The following is a 19,139-nucleotide window of genomic DNA, read 5'->3' as shown; positions in this document are numbered from 1 at the left end:
AGCACCCCCGAGGAAACAGAAGGGGCGGCCGGACCGGCCCACGAGATCCGCCGCCTGGACCGGGTGATCATCCGGTTCGCGGGGGACTCCGGCGACGGGATGCAGCTCACCGGTGACCGCTTCACCTCACAGACGGCGTCCTTCGGCAACGACCTGGCGACGCTGCCGAGCTTCCCCGCCGAGATCCGGGCACCCGCCGGCACCCTGCCGGGCGTGTCCTCCTTCCAGTTGCAGTTCGCCGACCACGACATCCTCACTCCAGGCGACGCACCGGACGTGCTGGTGGCGATGAACCCGGCCGCCCTGCGGGCGAACCTCGGCGATCTGCCGCGCGGCGCCGAGATCATCGTCGACTCCGACGAGTTCACCGGGCGCGCGCTGACCAGAGCGGGCTGGGCCGCCTCCCCGCTGGAGGACGGCTCCCTGGACGCCTACGCGGTGCATCCGGTGCCGCTGACCACGCTGACGGTGGAGGCGCTGAAGGGCTTCGGGCTGACCCGCAAGGAGGCCGAGCGCAGCAAGAACATGTTCGCGCTCGGCCTGCTGTCGTGGATGTACCACCGGCCGACCGAGGGCACCGAGGCCTTCCTGCGGCGGAAGTTCGGCAGGCAGCCGCAGATCGCCGAGGCGAACGTCGCCGCGTTCCGGGCCGGCTGGAACTTCGGCGAGACCACGGAGGACTTCGCGGTCTCCTACGAGGTGGCGCCCGCCGCCGACGCGTTCCCCGCCGGCACGTACCGCAACATCTCCGGAAACCTGGCGCTGTCCTACGGGCTGATCGCCGCGTCCCGGCAGGCGGACCTGCCGCTCTACCTGGGGTCGTATCCGATCACCCCGGCCTCGGACATCCTGCACGAGCTGTCCCGGCACAAGAACTTCGGCGTACGGACCTTCCAGGCCGAGGACGAGATCGCCGCCATCGGCGCCGCGCTCGGGGCGGCCTTCGGCGGCTCCCTGGCGGTGACGACAACGAGCGGCCCCGGTGTGGCCCTGAAGTCGGAGACCATCGGGCTCGCCGTCTCGCTTGAGCTGCCGCTGCTGGTGATCGACATCCAGCGCGGCGGACCCTCCACCGGTCTGCCCACCAAGACCGAACAGGCCGACCTGCTCCAGGCCATGTACGGCCGCAACGGCGAGGCCCCCGTGCCCGTCGTCGCCCCGCGGACCCCCGCCGACTGCTTCGACGCCGCCCTTGACGCCGCCCGGATCGCGCTGACCTACCGCACCCCGGTCCTGCTGCTCTCCGACGGCTACCTCGCGGGCGGCTCCGAGCCCTGGCGCATCCCCGTACTCGACGAACTGCCCGATCTGCGCGTGCGGTTCGCCACCGGACCGAACCACGCGCTGGACGACGGCACCGAGGTGTTCCGGCCCTACAAACGCGACCCCGAGACGCTCGCCCGCCCCTGGGCCGTGCCCGGCACACCGGGGCTGGAACACCGCATCGGAGGCATCGAGAAGCAGGACGGCACGGGGAACATCTCCTACGACCCGGCCAACCACGACTTCATGGTCCGCACCCGCCAGGCCAAGATCGACAACATCGCCGTGCCCGATCTCACGGTCGACGACCCGCACCGCGCCCGCACGCTCGTCCTGGGCTGGGGATCCACCTACGGTCCCATCACCGCCGCAGTCCGCGGGCTGCGCGCGGCGGGCGAGCCGATCGCCCAGGCCCATCTGCGCCACCTCAACCCCTTCCCCGCCAACCTCGGGGCGGTGCTGGCGCGTTACGACAAGCTCGTCGTCCCCGAGATGAACCTCGGCCAGCTCGCCGCCCTGCTGCGGGCCAGGTACCTGGTCGACGCGGACTCGTACAGCCAGGTCGACGGAACGCCGTTCAAGGTCGAGCGGCTCGTCACCGTTCTCAAGGAGGCCGTCCATGCCCGTTGAGGCCCTGTCCCCGGTGCCGAAGGCGGACGTTCCGCTGTCGGCACGCGACTTCAAGTCCGACCAGGAGGTGCGCTGGTGCCCCGGCTGCGGCGACTACGCGATCCTGGCGGCCGTACAGGGCTTCATGCCCGAACTCGGCCTGGCCCGGGAGAACATCGTCTTCGTCTCCGGCATCGGCTGCTCCTCCCGGTTCCCGTACTACATGAACACCTACGGGATGCACTCCATCCACGGCCGCGCGCCCGCGATCGCCACCGGTCTTGCCACCTCGCGCCGCGACCTGTCCGTCTGGGTCGTCACCGGTGACGGCGACGCCCTGTCCATCGGCGGCAACCACCTCATCCAGGCGCTGCGCCGCAACGTCAACCTGAAGATCCTCCTCTTCAACAACCGCATCTACGGCCTCACCAAGGGCCAGTACTCCCCCACCTCCGAGGTCGGCAAGATCACCAAATCGACCCCGATGGGCTCGCTCGACGCGCCCTTCAACCCGGTGTCCCTGGCCATCGGCGCCGAGGCGTCGTTCGTGGCCCGCACCGTCGACTCCGACCGCGCCCACCTCACCGAGGTGCTGCGGCAGGCCGCCGCCCACCCCGGCACCGCCCTGGTCGAGATCTACCAGAACTGCAACATCTTCAACGACGGCGCCTTCGACGCCCTCAGGGACCGCAGGCGGGCCGAGGACGCCGTGATCCGCCTGGAGCACGGACGGCGGATCCGCTTCGGCGCCGACCGCGCCCAGGGCGTCGTACGCGACCCGGGCACCGGTGATCTGCGGGTGGTCACGGTCACCCCGGACAACGAGGCACAGGTCCTCGTCCACGACGCCCACGGCACCAACCCCACCGCGGCGTTCGCCCTGTCCCGCCTCACCGACCCCGACACCCTGCACCGCACGCCCATCGGCGTCTTCCGGTCCGTGGCCCGGCCGGTCTACGACGCCCTGATGTCCGAACAACTCGAAACCGCCGTCGAGCGGCACGGCAAGGGCGGCCTCGCCGCCCTCCTCGCCGGCACCGACACCTGGACCGTGGAGAGCCCGTGACGTACGTCATCGCCCAGCCCTGTGTGGACCTCAAGGACAAGGCCTGCGTCGAGGAGTGCCCCGTCGACTGCATCTACGAAGGCCCGCGCAAGATGTACATCAACCCTGACGAATGCGTGGACTGCGGCGCCTGCGAGCCCGTCTGCCCGGTCGAGGCGATCTTCTACGAGGACGCCCTGCCCGACGAGTGGTCCGGCTATCTCACCGCCGAACGGGAGGTCTTCGCGACGGCCGGAACCGGCGCGTCCGGCGGCGCGAGCGGGGCGGGCCCCCTGCCCGGGGACCACCCGGTCGTGGCGGGAGAACCGGTCCGGGCGGGCTGAACCGGCCAGGTCGCGGGGGCGTGGGCCCCGGGCTTCAGTGCGGCTTCCCCGGTCCTTCAGCGGAGTCCGGCAACGTGCACCCCGTCAAGCGCACGTGCCCAGCAAGCGTTCCGCAGAGCCGCCGGACACCGCCGCAGAGGAATCCCATGGACACCCACACCGCACCGTCCCCCTCCCTCCTCGGAGCACACCATCTGGTCCACAGGCCGGCCAGCCCCGAGGCCTTTCTGCTGAAGGCAACCGCGCCGGTACGGCAGAACTTCGCATTCTCTGCAGAACTGCCCGAAGAACACCCGCTGTTCGTCGACTGTGCGACGCGCTACCACGATCTGCTGTTCCCCGTGGAGTCGCTGCGCCAGACCATGCTGTTCGCGGCGCGCCGGTACTTCAGAGTGCCGCCCGGCTGGCATCCCGTGGTGGCCTCGGGCGGCGCCGCGATCACCCGTCTGGACGCCTGGCGCCGCGGCGGCCTGCCGGCCGGGATCGCCCTGGAACTCGGGATGACGCCGCTCGACGTCGTGGCCGGCGTGCCGCGCGGCCTGGAGTGCGAGGCCGCCGTCTCCATCGACGGCGAGCGCTGCGGCACCGCCTCGGCCCGGCTGGTCTTCCTCACCCAGGGCGTCTACCGCAGCCACCGCGACCTCGGACGGCGGCAGAGCGGGGAGTCCATGGCGGGCTGCGCCGAGGACCGGCGGTCCGCTGGCGTGCCGCTGCCCGAGCAGGTGGGGCACCGGGACGGCCGCAACGTCCTGGTCGGGCTGCCCGAACACACCGGGGCGGCCGGCCACGAGGAACTGGACTTCCCCGTCGACGCGAGGGCGGCGGCCGGGCTGCGGCTTGAGGCCGACGCACCGGACGAGGTGCCGCCGCTGCTGTTCCTGGAGGTGTCCCGTCAGGTGGGCCTGCTCGCCACCGCCGAACTGCGCGGCTTTGTGCCCTCGTACGCCGTGCTGTCCCGGTGGCAGGCCTCGTTCCGTGGCTTCGCCGAGCCGGGGCTGCCGCTGCGCTGCACGGTGCGCGAGGGCGCGCGCCGCACGGACGGGCGGGTGAACCGGGACGCGGCGGGCCGGCCGGTGGTCGAGCTGCGGCTCTCGTTCCTCCAGGGCAGCCGGGTCGTGGCCCGGATCTCCGCGTCCGTGCTGCAGGACTGCTGAGCCACGCGATGAGATACCGAGTACTCGGCCCCGTGCACATGACGCCTCGTACGCCGTCCGCGGCCAAGCCACGCGCGGTCCTCGCCACCCTGCTGGTGCAGCGCAACACGGTGGTCTCCACCCATACGCTGATCGATGAACTGTGGGGGGCGGGACCACCGCGCACGGCCACCACCACCCTTCAGGTGTATGTGTCCCAACTGCGCAAGGCCCTGCTGGACGTCACCGACGGCGCCGGAGCGGACGCAGGCACGGCGCAGCCCCTGCTGACCCGGCCGCCCGGCTATCTGATGCGGGTCGGCCCGGAGGAACTGGACCTGGCCGTCTTCGAGTCGCTGCGGGCCGAGGGCCGGGCCGCCTACGGCCAGGGCGCGTACGAGGCCGCGTCGCGGGCGCTCGGCCGCGCGCTCGGACTGTGGACGGGACCCGCGCTGTCGGGCATACCGCACGGCCCCTCGCTGGAGACCTCCGCGATCCGGCTGAACGAGTTGCGCGCGGAGGTGCTGGAACAGCGGATCTCCGCGGACCTGCGGCTCGGGCTGCACCAGGAACTGGTCGGTGAGCTGATGGCCCTGGCCCATGAACACCCGCTGCGCGAGACGCTGCACTGTCATCTGATGGTGGCGCTGTACCGGTCCGGCCGGCAGTCCGACGCCCTCCAGGTCTATCAGCAGGCGCGGCGCTCGCTCGTCGAAGAACTGGGGGTGGAGCCCGGACCGGTGCTGAGCAGGCTCCAGGAGCGGATCCTCGCCTCCGATCCCTCGCTGGCCCGGCACGGCGAGCCGGAGCGCCGGCTCGTCACGGTCGGCGGATCCGGCCACCCCCCGGCCGACACCCAGCCCGGCGCGGCGTCCGGCGGGCCGGCCGGCGGGTCCGCGGGCGGCGGCCGGGACGCGGGGCCCACGGTGTGGCTGCCGCCCGCCGTGGCGGACTTCACCGGACGCGAGGACCAACTGGCCGTCGGCGAGCGGCTGCTGAGGGACGATGCCGCCGGCCGCAACAGGGTGCTCGTGGTGTCGGGCCGGGCGGGCGCCGGAAAGACGGCGCTGGCCGTGCGACTGGCCCACGGCGCCGCCGAACCGTTCCCGGACGGGCGGATCCTGGTGACGTTGCGGGACGCCGGCGGGCGGGCCGTGGAACCGAGGACCGCCATGACCACCCTGCTGCGACGGCTGCGCGGGCCGCAGCCGACGGGCGTCGCAGGGGACGTGGGCACCACGCCGCTGCCGGCGTCCGAGGCGGAACTCGCGGAGCTGCTGCACCGGCGCACCGAGGGCCGCAGGATGCTGGTCGTCCTGGACGACGCCGTCTCGGAGGCGCAGGTGCGGCCGGTGCTGTCGGCGCTGCCCGACAGCACGGTGATCGTGACGAGCCGTCATGTGCTCGGCGCGCTGGAGAGCGTGCGGCAGCTGACCCTCGATGTGCTCTCCGCGGCCGAGGCCGAGGCCCTGCTCGCCGCGTGCGGCGGACAGCGGATGCGGGACGACGCCGAGGCGGCGGCGGAGATCGCCCGGCTGTGCGGACGCCTGCCGCTGGCCCTTCGGGTGGCCGCCGCCGGGCTCGCCGCCCGCCCGCACTGGACCGCCGCCGGGCTCGCCCGGCGGCTGCGTGACGAGCGGACCCGGCTGGCCGCGCTCGCCCTGGGCGACCTCGATGTGCGCAGCACCCTGCTGACCGCCTACCACGACGTGGACGAGGAAGCCCGGCACGCCTTCCGGCTGCTCGCCCTGGCCCCGCTGCCCGACTTCGCGCCCTGGGCCGCGACGGCGCTGCTCGGCACCGACCCGGCGCGGGCCGAACGGCTCACCGAGCGGCTGGTGCAGGCCCATCTGCTGGAGGCACGGCGGCGGCCGGGGCGGCTGGCCCCCGTTCGCTACGGCTTCCACGCGCTGCTGCGCTCGCTGGCCCTCGACGTCCTGGCCGAGGAGTCCCCGCAGGAGGGGGCCGCGGCCGTGGCACGGCTGTGCCGTGCCTATCTGACGGCGGCCCGGTACGCGGACGCACACCTGGCGCCCGGCCGGGACCGGCTCACCCACGACGCCGAACCGGTGGCCGGGATCTCGCCCGAGGAGATGGTCGGCCGCGCGCCGCTGCGGTGGTTCCAGGAGGAGTCCGCGGGCCTCGCGGAGGCCGTGCGGCAGGCCCATGCGGCCGGGCTGTGGAGTCTGTGCAGCGCCCTGGCCTCGGCCGCGTCCGGCTACTACGAGGCGGGCGCCCTGTGGGACGAGTGGGAGTCGACGCACGACCTCGCGCTGGACGCGGCCCGCACGGCCGGTGACGCGCACGCGGAGGCCGTGATCCTGCGCTCCCTCGGCGACCTGGCCTGGCAGCGCCACCAGACCGGGCAGGCCGTCGACCGGTACCGGCTCGCCGCGGACCTGTTCACCCGCCATGGTGACCGGGCGGCGGCGGGCCGCTGTCTGTCCGCCGAGGCGGACGCGCTCCTCGCGATGGGGCAGGTCGCCCGTGCCGGACGGGGCTACGCACGCGCCCTGTCGGTGAGCCGGCTGGTCGACGACGTGCGGGGCGCGGCCGAGTCGCTGCGCGGACTGGCCCTGGTGGCGCAGCGCGAGGGACGCCACGAGGAGGCGCTGGCCCGGCTCGACGCGTGCGAGGGCGCCGCGCGCCGCGCCGGCGACCACCGCTGGACGGAGTACGCGCGGCGCACGGCCCTGGCCCTGCGCCTGGCGCCCGGGTCCGGCCGGTCGGCCGTGGCGGCCTCGATCCCGCTCGAAGTCCGGCCCGGGGTCTGGCTGTTCGCTCCCGTGCGGCCGGCCCGGCGGGCCGCATGAGGGCCGCCCACCCGGTGCCGCGGGGCTATCCCCGGCGCCGGGCGGGCGGCTGCGGCTCCTCCTCGGCCTGCGCCGCCACCAGGGTGTCGACGATGCCCGGGTCGAGTGCCGTGGCCGCCGCCGTGTCCGCCGTGCGGCCGAAGCCGGCGTCGCCGACCGCGACGCCCAGGGTGTAGCGGCCGGCGAACGACAAGGTGTGGAAGGCCCAGGCGCCGACGGTGCCGGGGGTGCCGTCGGGGCGCAGCAGATCCGTGGGCGCCCGGTCCGGGCTGAAGCCGAAGTCGGTGAAGCGGAACAGCATGCCGAGGCCGATGGCCTTGCTGTACGCCTCCTTCAGGGTCCACAGGCGCAGCAGGGCGGGGTTGCGCTCCGCGAGGGGCAGGGCCTCGATCCGCTCCGTCTCGTACGGGGTGCACATGTGCCGGCCGATACCGGAGCCGTACAGGACGCGGTCGCCGCGCTCGGCGTCGACGCCGATGGCGCCGTCGGTGGCGAGGCCGACCAGCAGCAGGTCATCGGTGTGGCTGAGGCTGATGTGCAGGCCGTCGTAGCCGCGCAGGCAGGGGCGTCCGGTGAGGCCGTAGCCGAGTTCGACGCACTGGGGCCGCACGTCGAGTGCCGCCGCGGCGGCGAACTTCAGCAGGACGCGGGAGGCGGCGAACCGGGTACGGACCTTCGGGTGCGTCAGTTCCCGGTAGCGCTCCCAGTCGTGGCCGAGAAGCGCGCGCAGCCGCCGCGCGCCCGCCCCTTCCGGTCGCCAGTCGTCCTGGCGGGCGCCGAGCACCACGGCGCCGTGCCGGGCCAGGTCAGCGCGTACTCTGCTCCAGCCCGCCGAGGGGCCGCCGATCGCGATCGGCTCCGCGAGGGTCCGGCCCGGAATCCGCCGCCCAGGTGCCGTCATCGAAGGTCTCCATCGTGTGGTGGAGATCGGACAGCACGTCGGCCGCCGTCGCGCCGTCGATCACCCGGTGGTCGAAGGTGAGTCCGAGCCGCATCATCGGCGCGGGCACCACGACGCCGTCGCGGACCACCGCACGGTCCACGATGCGGCCGGCGCAGAGGGTCACGGCGGTGCCGCCGGCCGAGTGGAAGCCGTCGACGGTCCGGTGGCCGAGCGAGCTGACCGAGACGGTGCCGAACACGCCGGCCCGCCGGTGCGGGTCGCGCAGCGCCGCGGCGAAGGCGGCCCTGCCGAACGGGACCGGCAGCCGGCCCAGCATCCGTACGCCGTTGAACTCGGGGAGTTCGGCGGCCCGTTCGCCCCGGTAGCGGTCGATGCGTTCCTGGATCTCGCGCAGGTTCGCCGCCTCCAGACCGGGAACGAGCGCCGACAGGACGGTGCGCTCGCCCTCGACGGGCCGGTCCAGGGCGACCTTGGCGGTGACGCCGTCGAAGCGGACGATCCTCGGGCGGCGCAGCAGTGCGGGCCAGCCGGGGGCCATGACGGCGTTGGCGTCCGGGTGCCGGTCGAGGACCCGCCCGGCCGCGTACAGCAGATAGCTGACGACCGAGTAGCGCCGGCCGCCTTCCCGGGCGGCGGCGCGGTGCGCCTGGACGCGGGTCATGTCGACGTCGGTGTCCAGGTGCACGGGCCGCTGGGCCGCCGCCCACTCCAGGAAGTACAGGGTGTGGCGGCGGCGCCGTACGGCGGCGGCGGTGGTGCTCACCCGCCCACCGCCAGTTCGTGGATCTCCTTGAGGCTGCGGGCCGCAAGGACCCTGCCGACCGGGACCTTGCGGCCGATGGCGGCTTCCAGGGCGGTGACGAGCTTGAGGAGGTACAGCGAGTCCCAGTCGGGCAGTTCGTCGAAGTCGGCGGCCACCTGCTCGGCGGTGAGCGGCATGCCGATCTCGTCGTTGACGAGCCGGACGTAGTCGTCGAGGGTGAAGCCGCCCGTGGCGGGCGCGGGGGCGGTGCCGTCGATGCTCATATCTTCTCCAGTGCGAAGCCGGCCTTGATCCACTTGCTGGACTCGACGGCGACCGCGAGGGCCCGCTCGCCGCCGGACATCCGCTCCAGCAACTTCTCGATCTGCAGGAAGGGCAGGGCGTTTCCGTTGTTGCCGGTGTCCGCGACGCACGAGACGTCCTGCGCGGTCGGCACGTCCAGTTCCTCGGTGATGCGACGGGTCATCCGGCCGGACAGCTGGGGCGGCAGCAGATAGTCGAGCCGGTCGGCCTCCCAGTCGAGTTCGCCGAGCATCTCCCAGAGGATCTCGGCGGCCATGACGGGCACCGACTCCTCGATGGCCTTGTAGTCCTCGGTGAGGGCCTGCCGGTCGTCGTACCGGTCGGCGAGCCCGAACCACTCGATGATCTGCCCGGGTGCGCGGCCCAGACCGGTGAACCGGTTGAGGACGTGGCGCAGCGCGACGCCCTGTCCGCGCGGCTCGTCGGTGAGGACGGCCGCGCCCGCGCCGTCGCCGAACAGTACGTAGTTGACGAGGTCGCCGGGGGCTGCGCCGGACACGTCGCGCCCCAGGTCGAGGTGTTTGCTGCACACGTCGCCGCCGATGACGAGGCCGGTGCGGTACTGGCCGGAGGCGATCATCGCCTGGGCGACGCCGAGGGCCTGTACGGCGCCGGCGCAGCCGGACTGGAGCTGGAAGGTGGGCACCTGGTCCAGGCCGAGCTGGTCGGCGACGTGGTTGACGGTGGCGGGCATCAGGGTGTCGGGGGTGGCCGTGCCGAGCACGATGAACTCGATCTCGGACGGGTCGGTGCCGGGGGCGGCGAGTGCCCGCTCGGCGGCCTGCGCGCACAGGTCGGCGAGCGACCAGCGCACCACTGCGGTGCCCAGGTCGCGCGCGAAGTACCGCGTCCTGGTGCCGATGAAGACCTCGATCCACTCCTCGTTGATGCCGAGCACCTTGGCCAGGGTGGCGTTGTCCACCGGGTCTCCGGGCAGTGCGGTGCCGATGGCGGCGAGATAGCTTGTCGCGGTCGTCGGGTTGGTCATGCCGTCCTCTCCTCTTCCCTGAGCGCCTGGTTGTCCGCGCCGTCGCCGCGGTGCCCGGGACGGGCCGGGGTCGCGCCGAGTTCGCGCAGGAAGGCGACGAGGTCGCCGACGGAGGAGAGCCGGGGCAGCAGGTCCTGGACCGTCAGGGTGCCGATGCCGGCGAGCCGGGCCTCCAGCCGGTTCTTCAGTTCCATGATCATGACGGAGTCGAATCCCAGGTCCTCGTAGAGCCGGTCGTGGGGGCCGATCTCGGTGTCGGCGTACCCGCCGACCAGCCGGACGGCGTCGAGGACGGCGTCCGCGACCGGGTCGGCCGGGCCGGCGGGCCGGTCCAGGGCGAGGACGGGGGCGGTCTCCGGGTCCCGGTGCGGTACGAGGTCCGGGGCCGGCGGTCCGGCCTGCGGTTCCGCGCTCCGCACGGCATTCCTCGCCCAGTAGCGGGTCTGGGTGGAGAAGGCGTACGGCGGCAGCGGCTGCGCGACCCGTTCCTCCGCCGGGTACGCGACGTCCCAGTGCGGTGCGACGCCACCGCGGTACAGCTCGGCGAGCGCCTCGGCGAGGTCCCGGCCGGCGGACTCGGGGCCGCGCACCGGCAGCACATGGGCCGGGTCCGTGCCCGTGGCGGGCCCGTCGAGGCGGCGCACCATCCCGGAGAGCACCGGCTGGGGGCCGATCTCCACCAGGTGGGTCGGATCCGTGGCGAGCAGCGCGTCGGCCGCGTCGCCGAACAGCACGGTGGCGCCGATGTGTTCGACCCAGTACGGGGCGTCCATCGGCTCGCCGTCGAGCACTCGGCCGCGTACGGTCGAGTACACCGGGATCTCGGGCACCGTGCCGCCGACCTCGCCGGCGATCTGTGCGAAGCGGTCCAGCACCGGCCGCATCAGCGGCGAGTGGAAGGCGTGCGAGACCTGGAGTCTGCGGGTGCCGAACCCCTCGGCGGCGATCTCGGCGCCGATACGGTCCAGCGCCGCCAGGTCGCCGGAGAGCACCGTGGCGGTGGGGCCGTTGACGGCGGCGACGCCTACGAGGGGTTCCGACTCGATCCACTCCGCCAGGTCGGCACGGGCCGCCCGGACGGCCAGCATGCCGCCGCCCGCGGGCAGTTCCTGCATCAGGGCGCCGCGGGCGGCGACCAGCCGGGCGGCGCCGTCCAGCGGGAGCGCGCGGGCGAGGACGGCGGCGGCGAACTCGCCGACGCTGTGCCCGAGGAGCATGCCGGGGTGCACGCCGAGTTCCGTCAGGGTCCGGCCGAGGGCGTAGCCGACCGCGAACAGTGCGGGCTGAGTCCACCGGGTGCTGTGCACCGCCTCGTCGCCGGCGAGGACCAGATCGCGCACGGACCGCCCGGTGTGCGGTAGCAGCGCGGCGTCGGCCTCGTCGAGAAAGTGCCGGTACAGCGGCGACTGCGCGTGCAGTGCGGCGGTCATCCGCGGGTACTGCGAGCCCTGGCCGGTGAACAGGAAGGCGATGCGGGGCCGGCCGGCCGGACCGCCGCACAGCCGGGCGAGCAGATCGGGGTCGGCCGCCGACGCGCGCAGACGGGCGACGAGTTCACCGGTGTCGGTCGCGGCGGTCGCGAAGCGGTGCCGGTGGCCGGTCTTGACCCGGTTGCTCGACCGGGCGAGCGGGCCGAGCGGCACCCGGCGGGCCGCGGCCGCGTCCGCCTGGGCCAGCAGGTTGCGGCGCAGTGCTTCGGCGTTGGGCGCGGTGAGGGTGAAGACGGCGGCGCCGATACCGCCGGGGGCGGCGCCGTCCACGGGTTCGGGACGGGCGGCGTGCGCGGGTGCGGACTCCAGGACGGCATGGGCGTTGGTGCCGCCCATGCCGAAGCTGCTCAGCCCGGCGACGGTGGGTCCCGCGGTCAGCCGCAGCGGTGCCTTCAGCAGCCGCAGCCCGTGGTCGCGCAGCTTGAGCTGCTTGCTCTCCTTGGCCGCGTACCGGCTGGCGGGGACCACCCGGTGGTGCAGGGACAGGGCGACCTTGATCAGGCCCGCGATGCCGGCGGCGCCCTCGGTGTGGCCGAGGTTGCCCTTGACCGAGCCGAGCGCCATGGGCTTGCCGGCGCGGCCGGCGTGGTGGTGGCCGAGCGCCTTGACCTCCATCATGTCGCCGAGGGTGGTGCCGGTGCCGTGGGCCTCGGTGAAGACCACGTCGCGGGGCTCGATCCCCGCCCTGCGGTAGGCGGCGCCCAGCACCTCCTGCTGGGCCCACCGGTTGGGCGCGGTCAGCCCGTTGCTGCGGCCGTCCTGGTTGACGGCGCTGCCCCGGATGACGGCGTACACGCGCTGGCCGTCGGCGATCGCGTCCCGCAGCCTGCGCAGCACGACCGTGCCGACGCCCTCGCCGCGGCCGATGCCGTTCGCCTCGCTGCTGAACGGCTTGCAACGGCCGTCGGGGGCGGAGAGCCCGGCCTGGGTGTAGAAGATCGACAGGGCCGGGGTGAGGGCCACGTTGACGCCGGCGACGAGCGCGTGGTCGCACTCCTCGGCCAGCAGGGCGTTGACCGCGAGATGCGCGGCGACCAGCGAGGAGGAGCAGGCGGTGTCGACGGCGAGGCTCGGGCCCTTCAGGTCGAGGTGGTAGGAGATCCGGTTGGCGGTCATGCAGTAGCCGTTGCCGGAGCCGATCTGGGCGGTGACGTTGGCGTAGTCGGTCAGGTGCAGATGCGCCCACTCGTTGCCCATGATGCCGACGAACACCCCGGTGCGGGTGCCGGCGAGGTCTTGCGGCGCGGTCCCCGCGTCCTCGACCGCCCGCCACGCGGACTGCAGCAGCAGCCGCTGCTGGGGGTCCATGGCGGCGGCCTCGCGCGGGGAGATGGTGAAGAACTCGTTGTCGAAGGCGTCCGGGTCGGCGATGAAGCCGCCCTCGGTGGTGTTGGTGCGTCCGCCCTCCCCGGCCGGCGAGTGGAACTCCTTGGCGTCCCACCGCTGCCGGGGCACCTCCCCCACCCCGTCTGCGCCGCGCATCAGCAGGTCCCAGTAGGCGCCGGTGTCGGGCGCCCCCGGGAATCTGCAGTCGATGCCGACGATGGCCACGGGTTCCATCAAGCGCCGCCCTGCGCGGTGTCCGCGGCCAGCTCCTCCAGGAGGTGGCCTGCGAGCGCGTGCACGGTCGGGTAGTCCCAGGCGACCGTCGGCTCCATCACGACGTCGAAGTCGTCCTCGATGTCGCCGCACAGGCTGAGCGCGGCGACGGAGTCGAGGCCGTACTCCGCGAGCGGCACATCCGGGTCGATGTCGGCGGGCTGCCGCTTGAGGTAGAGGGCGATGCGCTCGGCCAACCACGTGGTCAAAGACTCGGTGGTGTGTCCGGTGGTCGGAACGGGCATGGTGCACTCCTCGGCGGGGTGAGCGGTGGTGGCGTGCTGTCGCGGTGCCGTCCGGCGGCCGTCGTGGACGGCCGGGGTCCGTGGCGGGCCGGCCGGCGTCGGTCAGCCGGTGAGCGGGGTGTCGTACAGGTCGTAGCTGGTGCGCGCGTGGAATCTGCGCAGCACCTCGTCGTGCATCCGGGCGTCCACGGACGCCGGGAGCGCGGCGGGCCGCCGGCCGAGCCGGCGGGCGAGCCGGTGCAGTGCGGCGGCGAGCCAGGCGGGGTCGGCGAGGAACGCGTCGCCGCCGTCGTGCACCGCCTGCTGCCGGACGCCGAGCGCCGCGCCGGCCGCGAGCAGCACGGCGTACCGGTCGGCGAGGGCGAACGCGGCGGGACCGGCGAGCGCCGTACGGTCCTCGGGTGCGAGCGTCCGGCCGGCCTCCTGGACCTGCCGCAGCTCCTCCACCAGCTGCCGTGCGAGCCCTTGGACGGCCCGCTCCTCGGGCGTCGCGCCGGGCGGCGTGTCGGCGGCGGCGACCAGGGTGGCGCCGAGCCCGTCCCGTCCGCCGGCCAGGGCGAGCCGGTCGAAGGGCAGGTCCGGCAGTCCGGCGCGCGGCCGGAAGAGGTCCGCGGGTGCCGGTTCGTCACGGAACCAGGAATGCCGGGCGAGCCGGGACAGCTGGGGGATGATCGTGGCCTGGCAGGCCGCGGAGCCGGCGTGGCCGAGGCTGAGCACGGGCAGGTCGCGGATGTGTTTCTGGAAGATGCCGTGCTCACCGTCACGGAGGTAGAAGCGGGCGCCGAGCACGATGGACAGCTCGTGCAGGGCGTCGGTGAGCAGCTTCGGGAGAAGGTACTTGGTGGCGGCGGCGAGGACGCTGGTCTGCTCGGGCAGCAGATGCACCGCCCGGGTCGCGGCCAGCGAGAGGCTGTCGCAGGTGAGCAGTTCGGTGAAGGCCCCGGACAAGGTGGCCCTGGCGTGCGGGATGTCCAGGACGGACCTGCGGTAGAGCCGGCGGCCCAGGGCGAAGCGTACGACGGTGCGCAGGGCCGTGTCGGCGGTGCCGACGGCCATGCCGGGGAGCGCGGCCCTGGTGATCTGGAAGGCACGCAGGGCCGTTTCGACTCCTGCTCCGCTCGCGCCGACCAGGGCCGAGGAGGGCACGGGTGTGTCGTCGAAGCGCAGTCCGGACAGGTGGCAGCCGCGTACGCCGACGGCGTCGTAGCGGGGCAGCACCCGCCAGGTGTCCGCATCGAGTCCCGTGCGCTCGACGAACAGCACGGAGTGGCTGCGGCTGCCCGGTGCGGGGCTGGTACGGCTGAACAGCACCCAGGCATCCGCCCGGTCGGCGTTGTTGATGACCTGCTTGGCGCCGTTCAGCAGGTATCCGCCGTTCGGCGCGGGGCGGGCCGCGAACTCGTTGCGTACGAAGTCGTTGCCGTGCGCGAGTTCGTGGTAGGCGACCGAGACCTTGCCGCCGCCGGTGAGGATCCGGGCGAGGCGGGCGCGTTGCGCGGCGTTGCCGGAGGTCCAGACGTTCACACCGGCCATGAAGGAGGTCACGCCGTAGCCGAGGCCGAGGGCGACGTCACGGCGGAACACCTGGCGCATGACGCGCACCAGGGTGTCCAGCCGCTCCAGGCGGCCGCCCTCGGCGCTCGGCACGAAGTCGGCGCCGAGGCGCAGTTCGTCCAGGGCGCGCTCGCCGGCCGCGGACAGTTCACCGGCCTCGTCGGCCTCGATCAGCCGGGCGTAGCACAGTTCGCCCGACCCGTCGGTGGGGTCGCCAAGGCGCCGGTCCAGTTCGGCGACGCGTGCCGCGGCCCGCGCTTCCTGTCCCGGTGACCCCTGACCGTCCCCGGCGGTGGCGGTCGCCGGGTGCGGCTCTTGAGCCTCGGTAGCGATCAGCATGACGTCCTCTCCCTCTCGCCGGCGGCCGCGTCGGGCGCCGCGGGCCGCCGCTCTGGGCTCCGCTGCGGCAGCAGCGAGAACAGCCGGCCCGAGGAGCGGGCCGCCCGCAGGGCGCCGAGCAGTTCTTCGTAGGTCTCCTGGCCGGCCGCCGCCGGTTCGCCGAGGCGGACCAGGAGCCGGTCGAGGGCGGTGTGCAGCCACAAGCCGTCGCACCACAGCGCCCCGGTGGAGGCGTCGCCGGACTCGCCGGGGCTGCCGGGACCTCCGGGGCCGCCGGATCCGCCGGGGTCGCCGGGGTCGCCGGGGTCGCCGGGGTCGCCGGGGTCGCCGGGGTCGCCGGGGAAACGGTCGGCGCTGTGCGTCCACAGGCCGAGGCAGGCCGCCCCGGCCCAGCACAGGGTGTAGCGGCGGGCGGTCTCGAAGGCGGCGGGCGGCACCTCGGTGAGCGCCCCCTGGTACGCCTCCATCTCGGTGTGCACCGCAGCGGTGACGGCGAGCAGCCGCCGCGCGGCCTCGGCGACCGGACCGAGCGCCGGGTTCGGCCCTGCGCGCCGGGCGACCTCCTCGACGGAGGCGGCGAGCCCCGCCATGAGTCCGCTGCCGTGCCGGGCGAGAAGCGACAGCTTCGTCGGGTCCAGCGGCGGCAGCGGTGCGCCGAGGTCGCAGGCGGTGGCGCCGCCCGCCGTGTCACCGGTGCCGCGCCGAAACCCGCGCACCAGCGAACGGAACTGGTTCACCAGGGAGTTGAGGTTGACCAGGGTGTTGCCGTCGAAGAGCCCGACGATGCGGTGGTCACGCTGGAGCTTGGCGAACCGGCCATCGGCGTGCACACCCTTGAGGAAGGCGCGGGCGCCGAGCAGCCCGGTCAGGTCGGCGATGATCTGGTCGGTGCCGGTGGGCAGCAGATACTTGGTGACGGCCGAGGTGACGCCGAGTTCCGCCGTCTGGCTCTGCACGGCGCGGGCGGCGACCAGGGCGACCGCCTCGTGCAGCAGGACGTCGGCGGCGGCACCGGTGAGCACGTGCCGGGCCTGCGGGAGGTCGATCAGCCGCCGCCCGTACAGCTCGCGTTCCTCGGCGAAGTCCAGGCCGAGCCGCAGCGCGTGGTCGCCGGCGCCCAGCGAGAGCGCCGCACACATGGTGCGGGTGAGCTGGAGGGCCTTCAGCACGATCTCCAGTCCGGCGCCCTCGGCGCCGACGAGCGCGCCGCGCGGCACCCGGGCGCCGTCGAAGGCGATGCCGGAGATGTCGGCGCCGCGGATGCCGTGGGTGCGGATCTTCGGGAGGTGGCGGTAGCTGTCCTCGTCGAGTTCGCGCTTGTCGACGAGGAGGACGCTGAAGCCGCGCGGGCCTCCCTCCGGGCGGGTCCGGGTCAGCAGCGACAGCACCGACCCCCGGGTGGCGTTGTTGATCAGCCACTTCTCGCCGCTGACCAGCCAGTGGTCCGCGCCGTCAGGCGCCGCGCTGTCGGGCGCCGTGCCGTCTGCCGCCGCGCTGTCGGTGCGCACCTCACCGGCGAGCAGGTCGCTGCCGTGGGCGCGTTCGGTGAGCCCGAGGGAGACCGGGACCCCGGCCATGATGTCGGCGCCGAGCCGGGTGCCCTGTTCCGCGGAGCCCGCCACCCAGACGCAGACCCCGCCGAGGTAGGTCTTGCCGTGTCCGATGGCGCAGGTCAGATCGCGGCGGGCGACGGCGCGGACGAGTTGGAGCACCTGCTCGTAGTCGCGCAGCCGACCGCCGTGCTCGACGGGTACGTACTGCTCGGGCAGGCCCCACTCCTCGAAACGGCGGCAGATGTCGGCGGGGAACTCCTCCTTTTCGTCGAGTTCCGCGCAGCGCGCGTAGGAGAAGACCTCGCCGGGGTCGTCGGGGTCGCCGAGGAAGCGGTCGAACTCCTCTGCGAGCCGGTAGGGCGGGTGTTCCACGTCAGACCACCGATTCCAGGGACGGGGCGGCGGTGGCGCAGGCGTCCGGGCCGGCCTCGGCAGGAGCGATCAGTTCGCGCACGGCCGGCTCCAGGGCCTCGTACAGCGCGGTGATCCGGCCCTCCAGGAACAGCTTGCGCATGAGGGTCCGCTGGATCTTGCCGCTGGTGGTCCTGCGTACGGTTCCGGGGCGGACCAGCAGGATGTTGCCGGCCGGGACGCTGAACTCCTTGCTGATGAAGCTCTGCACGGCGGAGGCGAGGGTGCGCAGATCGCCGGCGACCGCGCCGGGGCGGACCTCCTGGATCGCCACCAGGTGTTCGCGGTCGGTCTCGACGGCGAAGACGGCGCCCGCGCCGGTGCCGAGGGCCTTGTCCACGGACTGGACGGCGCGTTCGACGTCCTGCGGGTAGAGGTTGCGGCCCGCGAGGATGACCATCTCCTTGAGCCGGCCGGTGACATAGAGCTGTCCGTCCCGCAGGACGCCCATGTCGCCGGTGCGCAGCCAGCCGCCGCCGTCCTCGCCGGTGGCGTCGCGGATCGCCGCGTCGAAGATCTCCTGGTTGGTCTTCGGCCGCTTCCAGTAGCCGGAGGCGACGCTGTCACCCTTGAGCCAGATCTCGCCGACGCCTCCCGCGGGCCGCTCGACGCGGGTCTCCGGGTCGACGACGCGGACCTCGAAGTCCCGCACGATCCCGCTGCTGACGAGGGAACGGGTGGGGTGCTTTGCGCGCGGGCCGGCGAGTTCGCCGCGCTCCAGGGCCTCCGCGTCGACGTCGAGCACGCGGGGGGCGGCGCCGCGCGGGATACCGGAGACCAGCAGGGTCGTCTCGGCCATGCCGTAACAGGGGAAGAACGCCTCGGGCCTGAAACCCGCGGGCGCGAAGCGCTCGCTGAAGGCACGGACGGTCTCGGCCCGGACCGGTTCGGCGCCGTTGCAGGCGGTCGTCCAGGAGGACAGGTCGAGCGTCCGAAGCTGTGCGTCGGTGACCCTGCGCACGCACAGGTCGTACGCGAAGTTGGGGCCGCCGCCGGTGGTGATCTTGTAGTCGCCGACCATCTTCAGCCAGCGCACGGGGCGCTTGAGGAAGGTGAAGGGCGCCATCAGGACGGCGGGGATGCCGAGATAGAGCGGATGGAGGATGTGCCCGATCAGACCCATGTCGTGGTAGAAGGGCAGCCAGCCGCCGCACACGGTCCCCGGGCCGGTGCCGATCGACCGCTGGATCGCCGCCTCGTTGGCGAGCAGGTTGCGGTGCGAGACCACGACGCCCTTGGGGTCGCTGGTCGAGCCGGAGGTGTACTGGAGGAAGGCGCGGCTGTCCGGGGTGAGGGCGGGGGCGTGCCAGGCATCCGCGGCGCCCTGGGCCGGATCGTCGGTGGCCAGGCACGGCACGTCGGTCAAGCCCTCCGCGGCGAGCCAGGCGGAGATCTCGGGGGCGTGCGCCGAGTCGGTGAGCACGGCGCACGCCTCGGCGTCGCGGAGAATGCCGGACACCCGGGAGAAGTGCCGGCCCTGCTCGGTGGGCAGCGGTCCGGGCACGGCGACGGCACCGGCGTACAGGCAGGCGGTGAACGCCTTGATGAAGTCCAGGCCCGCCGGGTAGAGCAGCAGGACCTGGCGGTGCGCGGCCCCGCGCTCCTGGAGCCAGGAGGCGACCCGGCGTGCCTCCTGGTCGAGCCCCGCGAAGCTGAGGTGCTGCGGCACCGAGCCGCGGGCGTCGTCGGGCAGGAAGATGAAGGCATCCGCGGCGCTGCGGGCTTCGGTGCGTTCCAGAACCAGTTCCGTGAAGGTCCGGAAGTTCGTCAACGTCTTTCTCCG

General features: G+C 73.7%; 14 protein-coding genes. 5 read left to right on the top strand and 9 right to left on the bottom strand.

Annotated features, from left to right (window positions below; all coding sequences use genetic code 11):
* Positions 1–45: 45 nt before the first annotated feature.
* The 5 genes from ACFYTE_RS03415 to ACFYTE_RS03395 all read left to right on the top strand — a co-directional run bounded on the left by ACFYTE_RS03415 (position 46) and on the right by ACFYTE_RS03395 (position 7,207).
* A complete protein-coding gene (locus ACFYTE_RS03415; RefSeq protein WP_388705152.1) occupies positions 46–1,893 on the top strand; it encodes a 2-oxoacid:acceptor oxidoreductase subunit alpha in 1,848 nt (615 codons plus the stop codon).
* Positions 1,883–2,938, top strand: coding sequence for a 2-oxoacid:ferredoxin oxidoreductase subunit beta (locus ACFYTE_RS03410; protein WP_388704277.1), 1,056 nt, complete (start codon positions 1,883–1,885; stop codon positions 2,936–2,938). Before ACFYTE_RS03415 ends, ACFYTE_RS03410 begins: the two co-directional genes overlap by 11 nt.
* On the top strand, positions 2,935–3,261 hold the full coding sequence (fdxA, locus tag ACFYTE_RS03405) for a ferredoxin (protein ID WP_388704274.1): 327 nt from the start codon (positions 2,935–2,937) through the stop codon (positions 3,259–3,261). The genes ACFYTE_RS03410 and fdxA overlap by 4 nt, the downstream gene beginning before the upstream one ends.
* 146 nt (positions 3,262–3,407) lie before the next feature.
* Entirely contained in the window at positions 3,408–4,415 is a 1,008-nt protein-coding gene (locus tag ACFYTE_RS03400) for an AfsA-related hotdog domain-containing protein (RefSeq protein WP_388704271.1), read from the top strand.
* A gap of 8 nt (positions 4,416–4,423) precedes the next feature.
* On the top strand, positions 4,424–7,207 hold the full coding sequence (locus ACFYTE_RS03395) for a BTAD domain-containing putative transcriptional regulator (RefSeq protein WP_388704268.1): 2,784 nt from the start codon (positions 4,424–4,426) through the stop codon (positions 7,205–7,207).
* A gap of 25 nt (positions 7,208–7,232) precedes the next feature.
* Here the strand turns inward: ACFYTE_RS03395 and ACFYTE_RS03390 are convergent, their stop codons facing one another.
* The 9 genes from ACFYTE_RS03390 to ACFYTE_RS03350 form a co-directional block, all read right to left on the bottom strand.
* The gene (locus ACFYTE_RS03390) at positions 7,233–8,108 is read right to left on the bottom strand and encodes a 4'-phosphopantetheinyl transferase family protein (RefSeq protein WP_388704266.1); all 876 of its coding nucleotides are present in this window, start codon (positions 8,106–8,108) and stop codon (positions 7,233–7,235) included.
* Positions 8,014–8,874 (bottom strand): 2-oxo acid dehydrogenase subunit E2, encoded by an 861-nt coding sequence (locus ACFYTE_RS03385; RefSeq protein WP_388704264.1) that lies wholly within the window; start codon positions 8,872–8,874, stop codon positions 8,014–8,016. Before ACFYTE_RS03385 ends, ACFYTE_RS03390 begins: the two co-directional genes overlap by 95 nt.
* Positions 8,871–9,137: an acyl carrier protein gene (locus ACFYTE_RS03380; RefSeq protein WP_388704261.1), complete on the bottom strand. Its 267-nt coding sequence runs from the start codon at positions 9,135–9,137 to the stop codon at positions 8,871–8,873. The genes ACFYTE_RS03385 and ACFYTE_RS03380 overlap by 4 nt, the downstream gene beginning before the upstream one ends.
* The gene (locus tag ACFYTE_RS03375) at positions 9,134–10,165 is read right to left on the bottom strand and encodes a 3-oxoacyl-ACP synthase III family protein (RefSeq protein WP_388704258.1); all 1,032 of its coding nucleotides are present in this window, start codon (positions 10,163–10,165) and stop codon (positions 9,134–9,136) included. The genes ACFYTE_RS03380 and ACFYTE_RS03375 overlap by 4 nt, the downstream gene beginning before the upstream one ends.
* On the bottom strand, positions 10,162–13,215 hold the full coding sequence (locus tag ACFYTE_RS03370; protein ID WP_388704255.1) for a type I polyketide synthase: 3,054 nt from the start codon (positions 13,213–13,215) through the stop codon (positions 10,162–10,164). The genes ACFYTE_RS03375 and ACFYTE_RS03370 overlap by 4 nt, the downstream gene beginning before the upstream one ends.
* On the bottom strand, positions 13,215–13,499 hold the full coding sequence (locus ACFYTE_RS03365; protein WP_388704254.1) for an acyl carrier protein: 285 nt from the start codon (positions 13,497–13,499) through the stop codon (positions 13,215–13,217). The genes ACFYTE_RS03370 and ACFYTE_RS03365 overlap by 1 nt, the downstream gene beginning before the upstream one ends.
* 102 nt (positions 13,500–13,601) lie before the next feature.
* On the bottom strand, positions 13,602–15,392 hold the full coding sequence (locus ACFYTE_RS03360) for an acyl-CoA dehydrogenase (RefSeq protein WP_388704252.1): 1,791 nt from the start codon (positions 15,390–15,392) through the stop codon (positions 13,602–13,604).
* The gene (locus ACFYTE_RS03355) at positions 15,386–17,317 is read right to left on the bottom strand and encodes an acyl-CoA dehydrogenase family protein (RefSeq protein ID WP_388704250.1); all 1,932 of its coding nucleotides are present in this window, start codon (positions 17,315–17,317) and stop codon (positions 15,386–15,388) included. Before ACFYTE_RS03355 ends, ACFYTE_RS03360 begins: the two co-directional genes overlap by 7 nt.
* Position 17,318: 1 nt before the next feature.
* Positions 17,319–19,127 carry a fatty acyl-AMP ligase gene (locus tag ACFYTE_RS03350; protein WP_388704248.1) on the bottom strand — a complete coding sequence of 603 codons (1,809 nt, stop codon included), beginning with the start codon at positions 19,125–19,127 and terminating at the stop codon, positions 17,319–17,321.
* Positions 19,128–19,139 lie beyond the last annotated feature (12 nt).

This window comes from Streptomyces sp. NPDC004629 (assembly GCF_042873595.1).
Classification (GTDB): domain Bacteria; phylum Actinomycetota; class Actinomycetes; order Streptomycetales; family Streptomycetaceae; genus Streptomyces.
Note: the sequence above shows the minus strand (reverse complement) of the source record. Positions and strands in the feature narration are given on the sequence as shown.

Coding starts and splice junctions, on each gene's coding strand:
- ACFYTE_RS03410 (WP_388704277.1), top strand. CDS start 1,883: ATGCCCGTTGAGGCCCTGTCCCCGGTGCCGAAGGCGGACGTTCCGCTG.
- ACFYTE_RS03400 (WP_388704271.1), top strand. CDS start 3,408: ATGGACACCCACACCGCACCGTCCCCCTCCCTCCTCGGAGCACACCAT.
- ACFYTE_RS03395 (WP_388704268.1), top strand. CDS start 4,424: ATGAGATACCGAGTACTCGGCCCCGTGCACATGACGCCTCGTACGCCG.
- ACFYTE_RS03390 (WP_388704266.1), bottom strand. CDS start 8,108: ATGACGGCACCTGGGCGGCGGATTCCGGGCCGGACCCTCGCGGAGCCG.
- ACFYTE_RS03380 (WP_388704261.1), bottom strand. CDS start 9,137: ATGAGCATCGACGGCACCGCCCCCGCGCCCGCCACGGGCGGCTTCACC.
- ACFYTE_RS03375 (WP_388704258.1), bottom strand. CDS start 10,165: ATGACCAACCCGACGACCGCGACAAGCTATCTCGCCGCCATCGGCACC.
- ACFYTE_RS03370 (WP_388704255.1), bottom strand. CDS start 13,215: ATGGAACCCGTGGCCATCGTCGGCATCGACTGCAGATTCCCGGGGGCG.
- ACFYTE_RS03365 (WP_388704254.1), bottom strand. CDS start 13,499: ATGCCCGTTCCGACCACCGGACACACCACCGAGTCTTTGACCACGTGG.
- ACFYTE_RS03360 (WP_388704252.1), bottom strand. CDS start 15,392: ATGCTGATCGCTACCGAGGCTCAAGAGCCGCACCCGGCGACCGCCACC.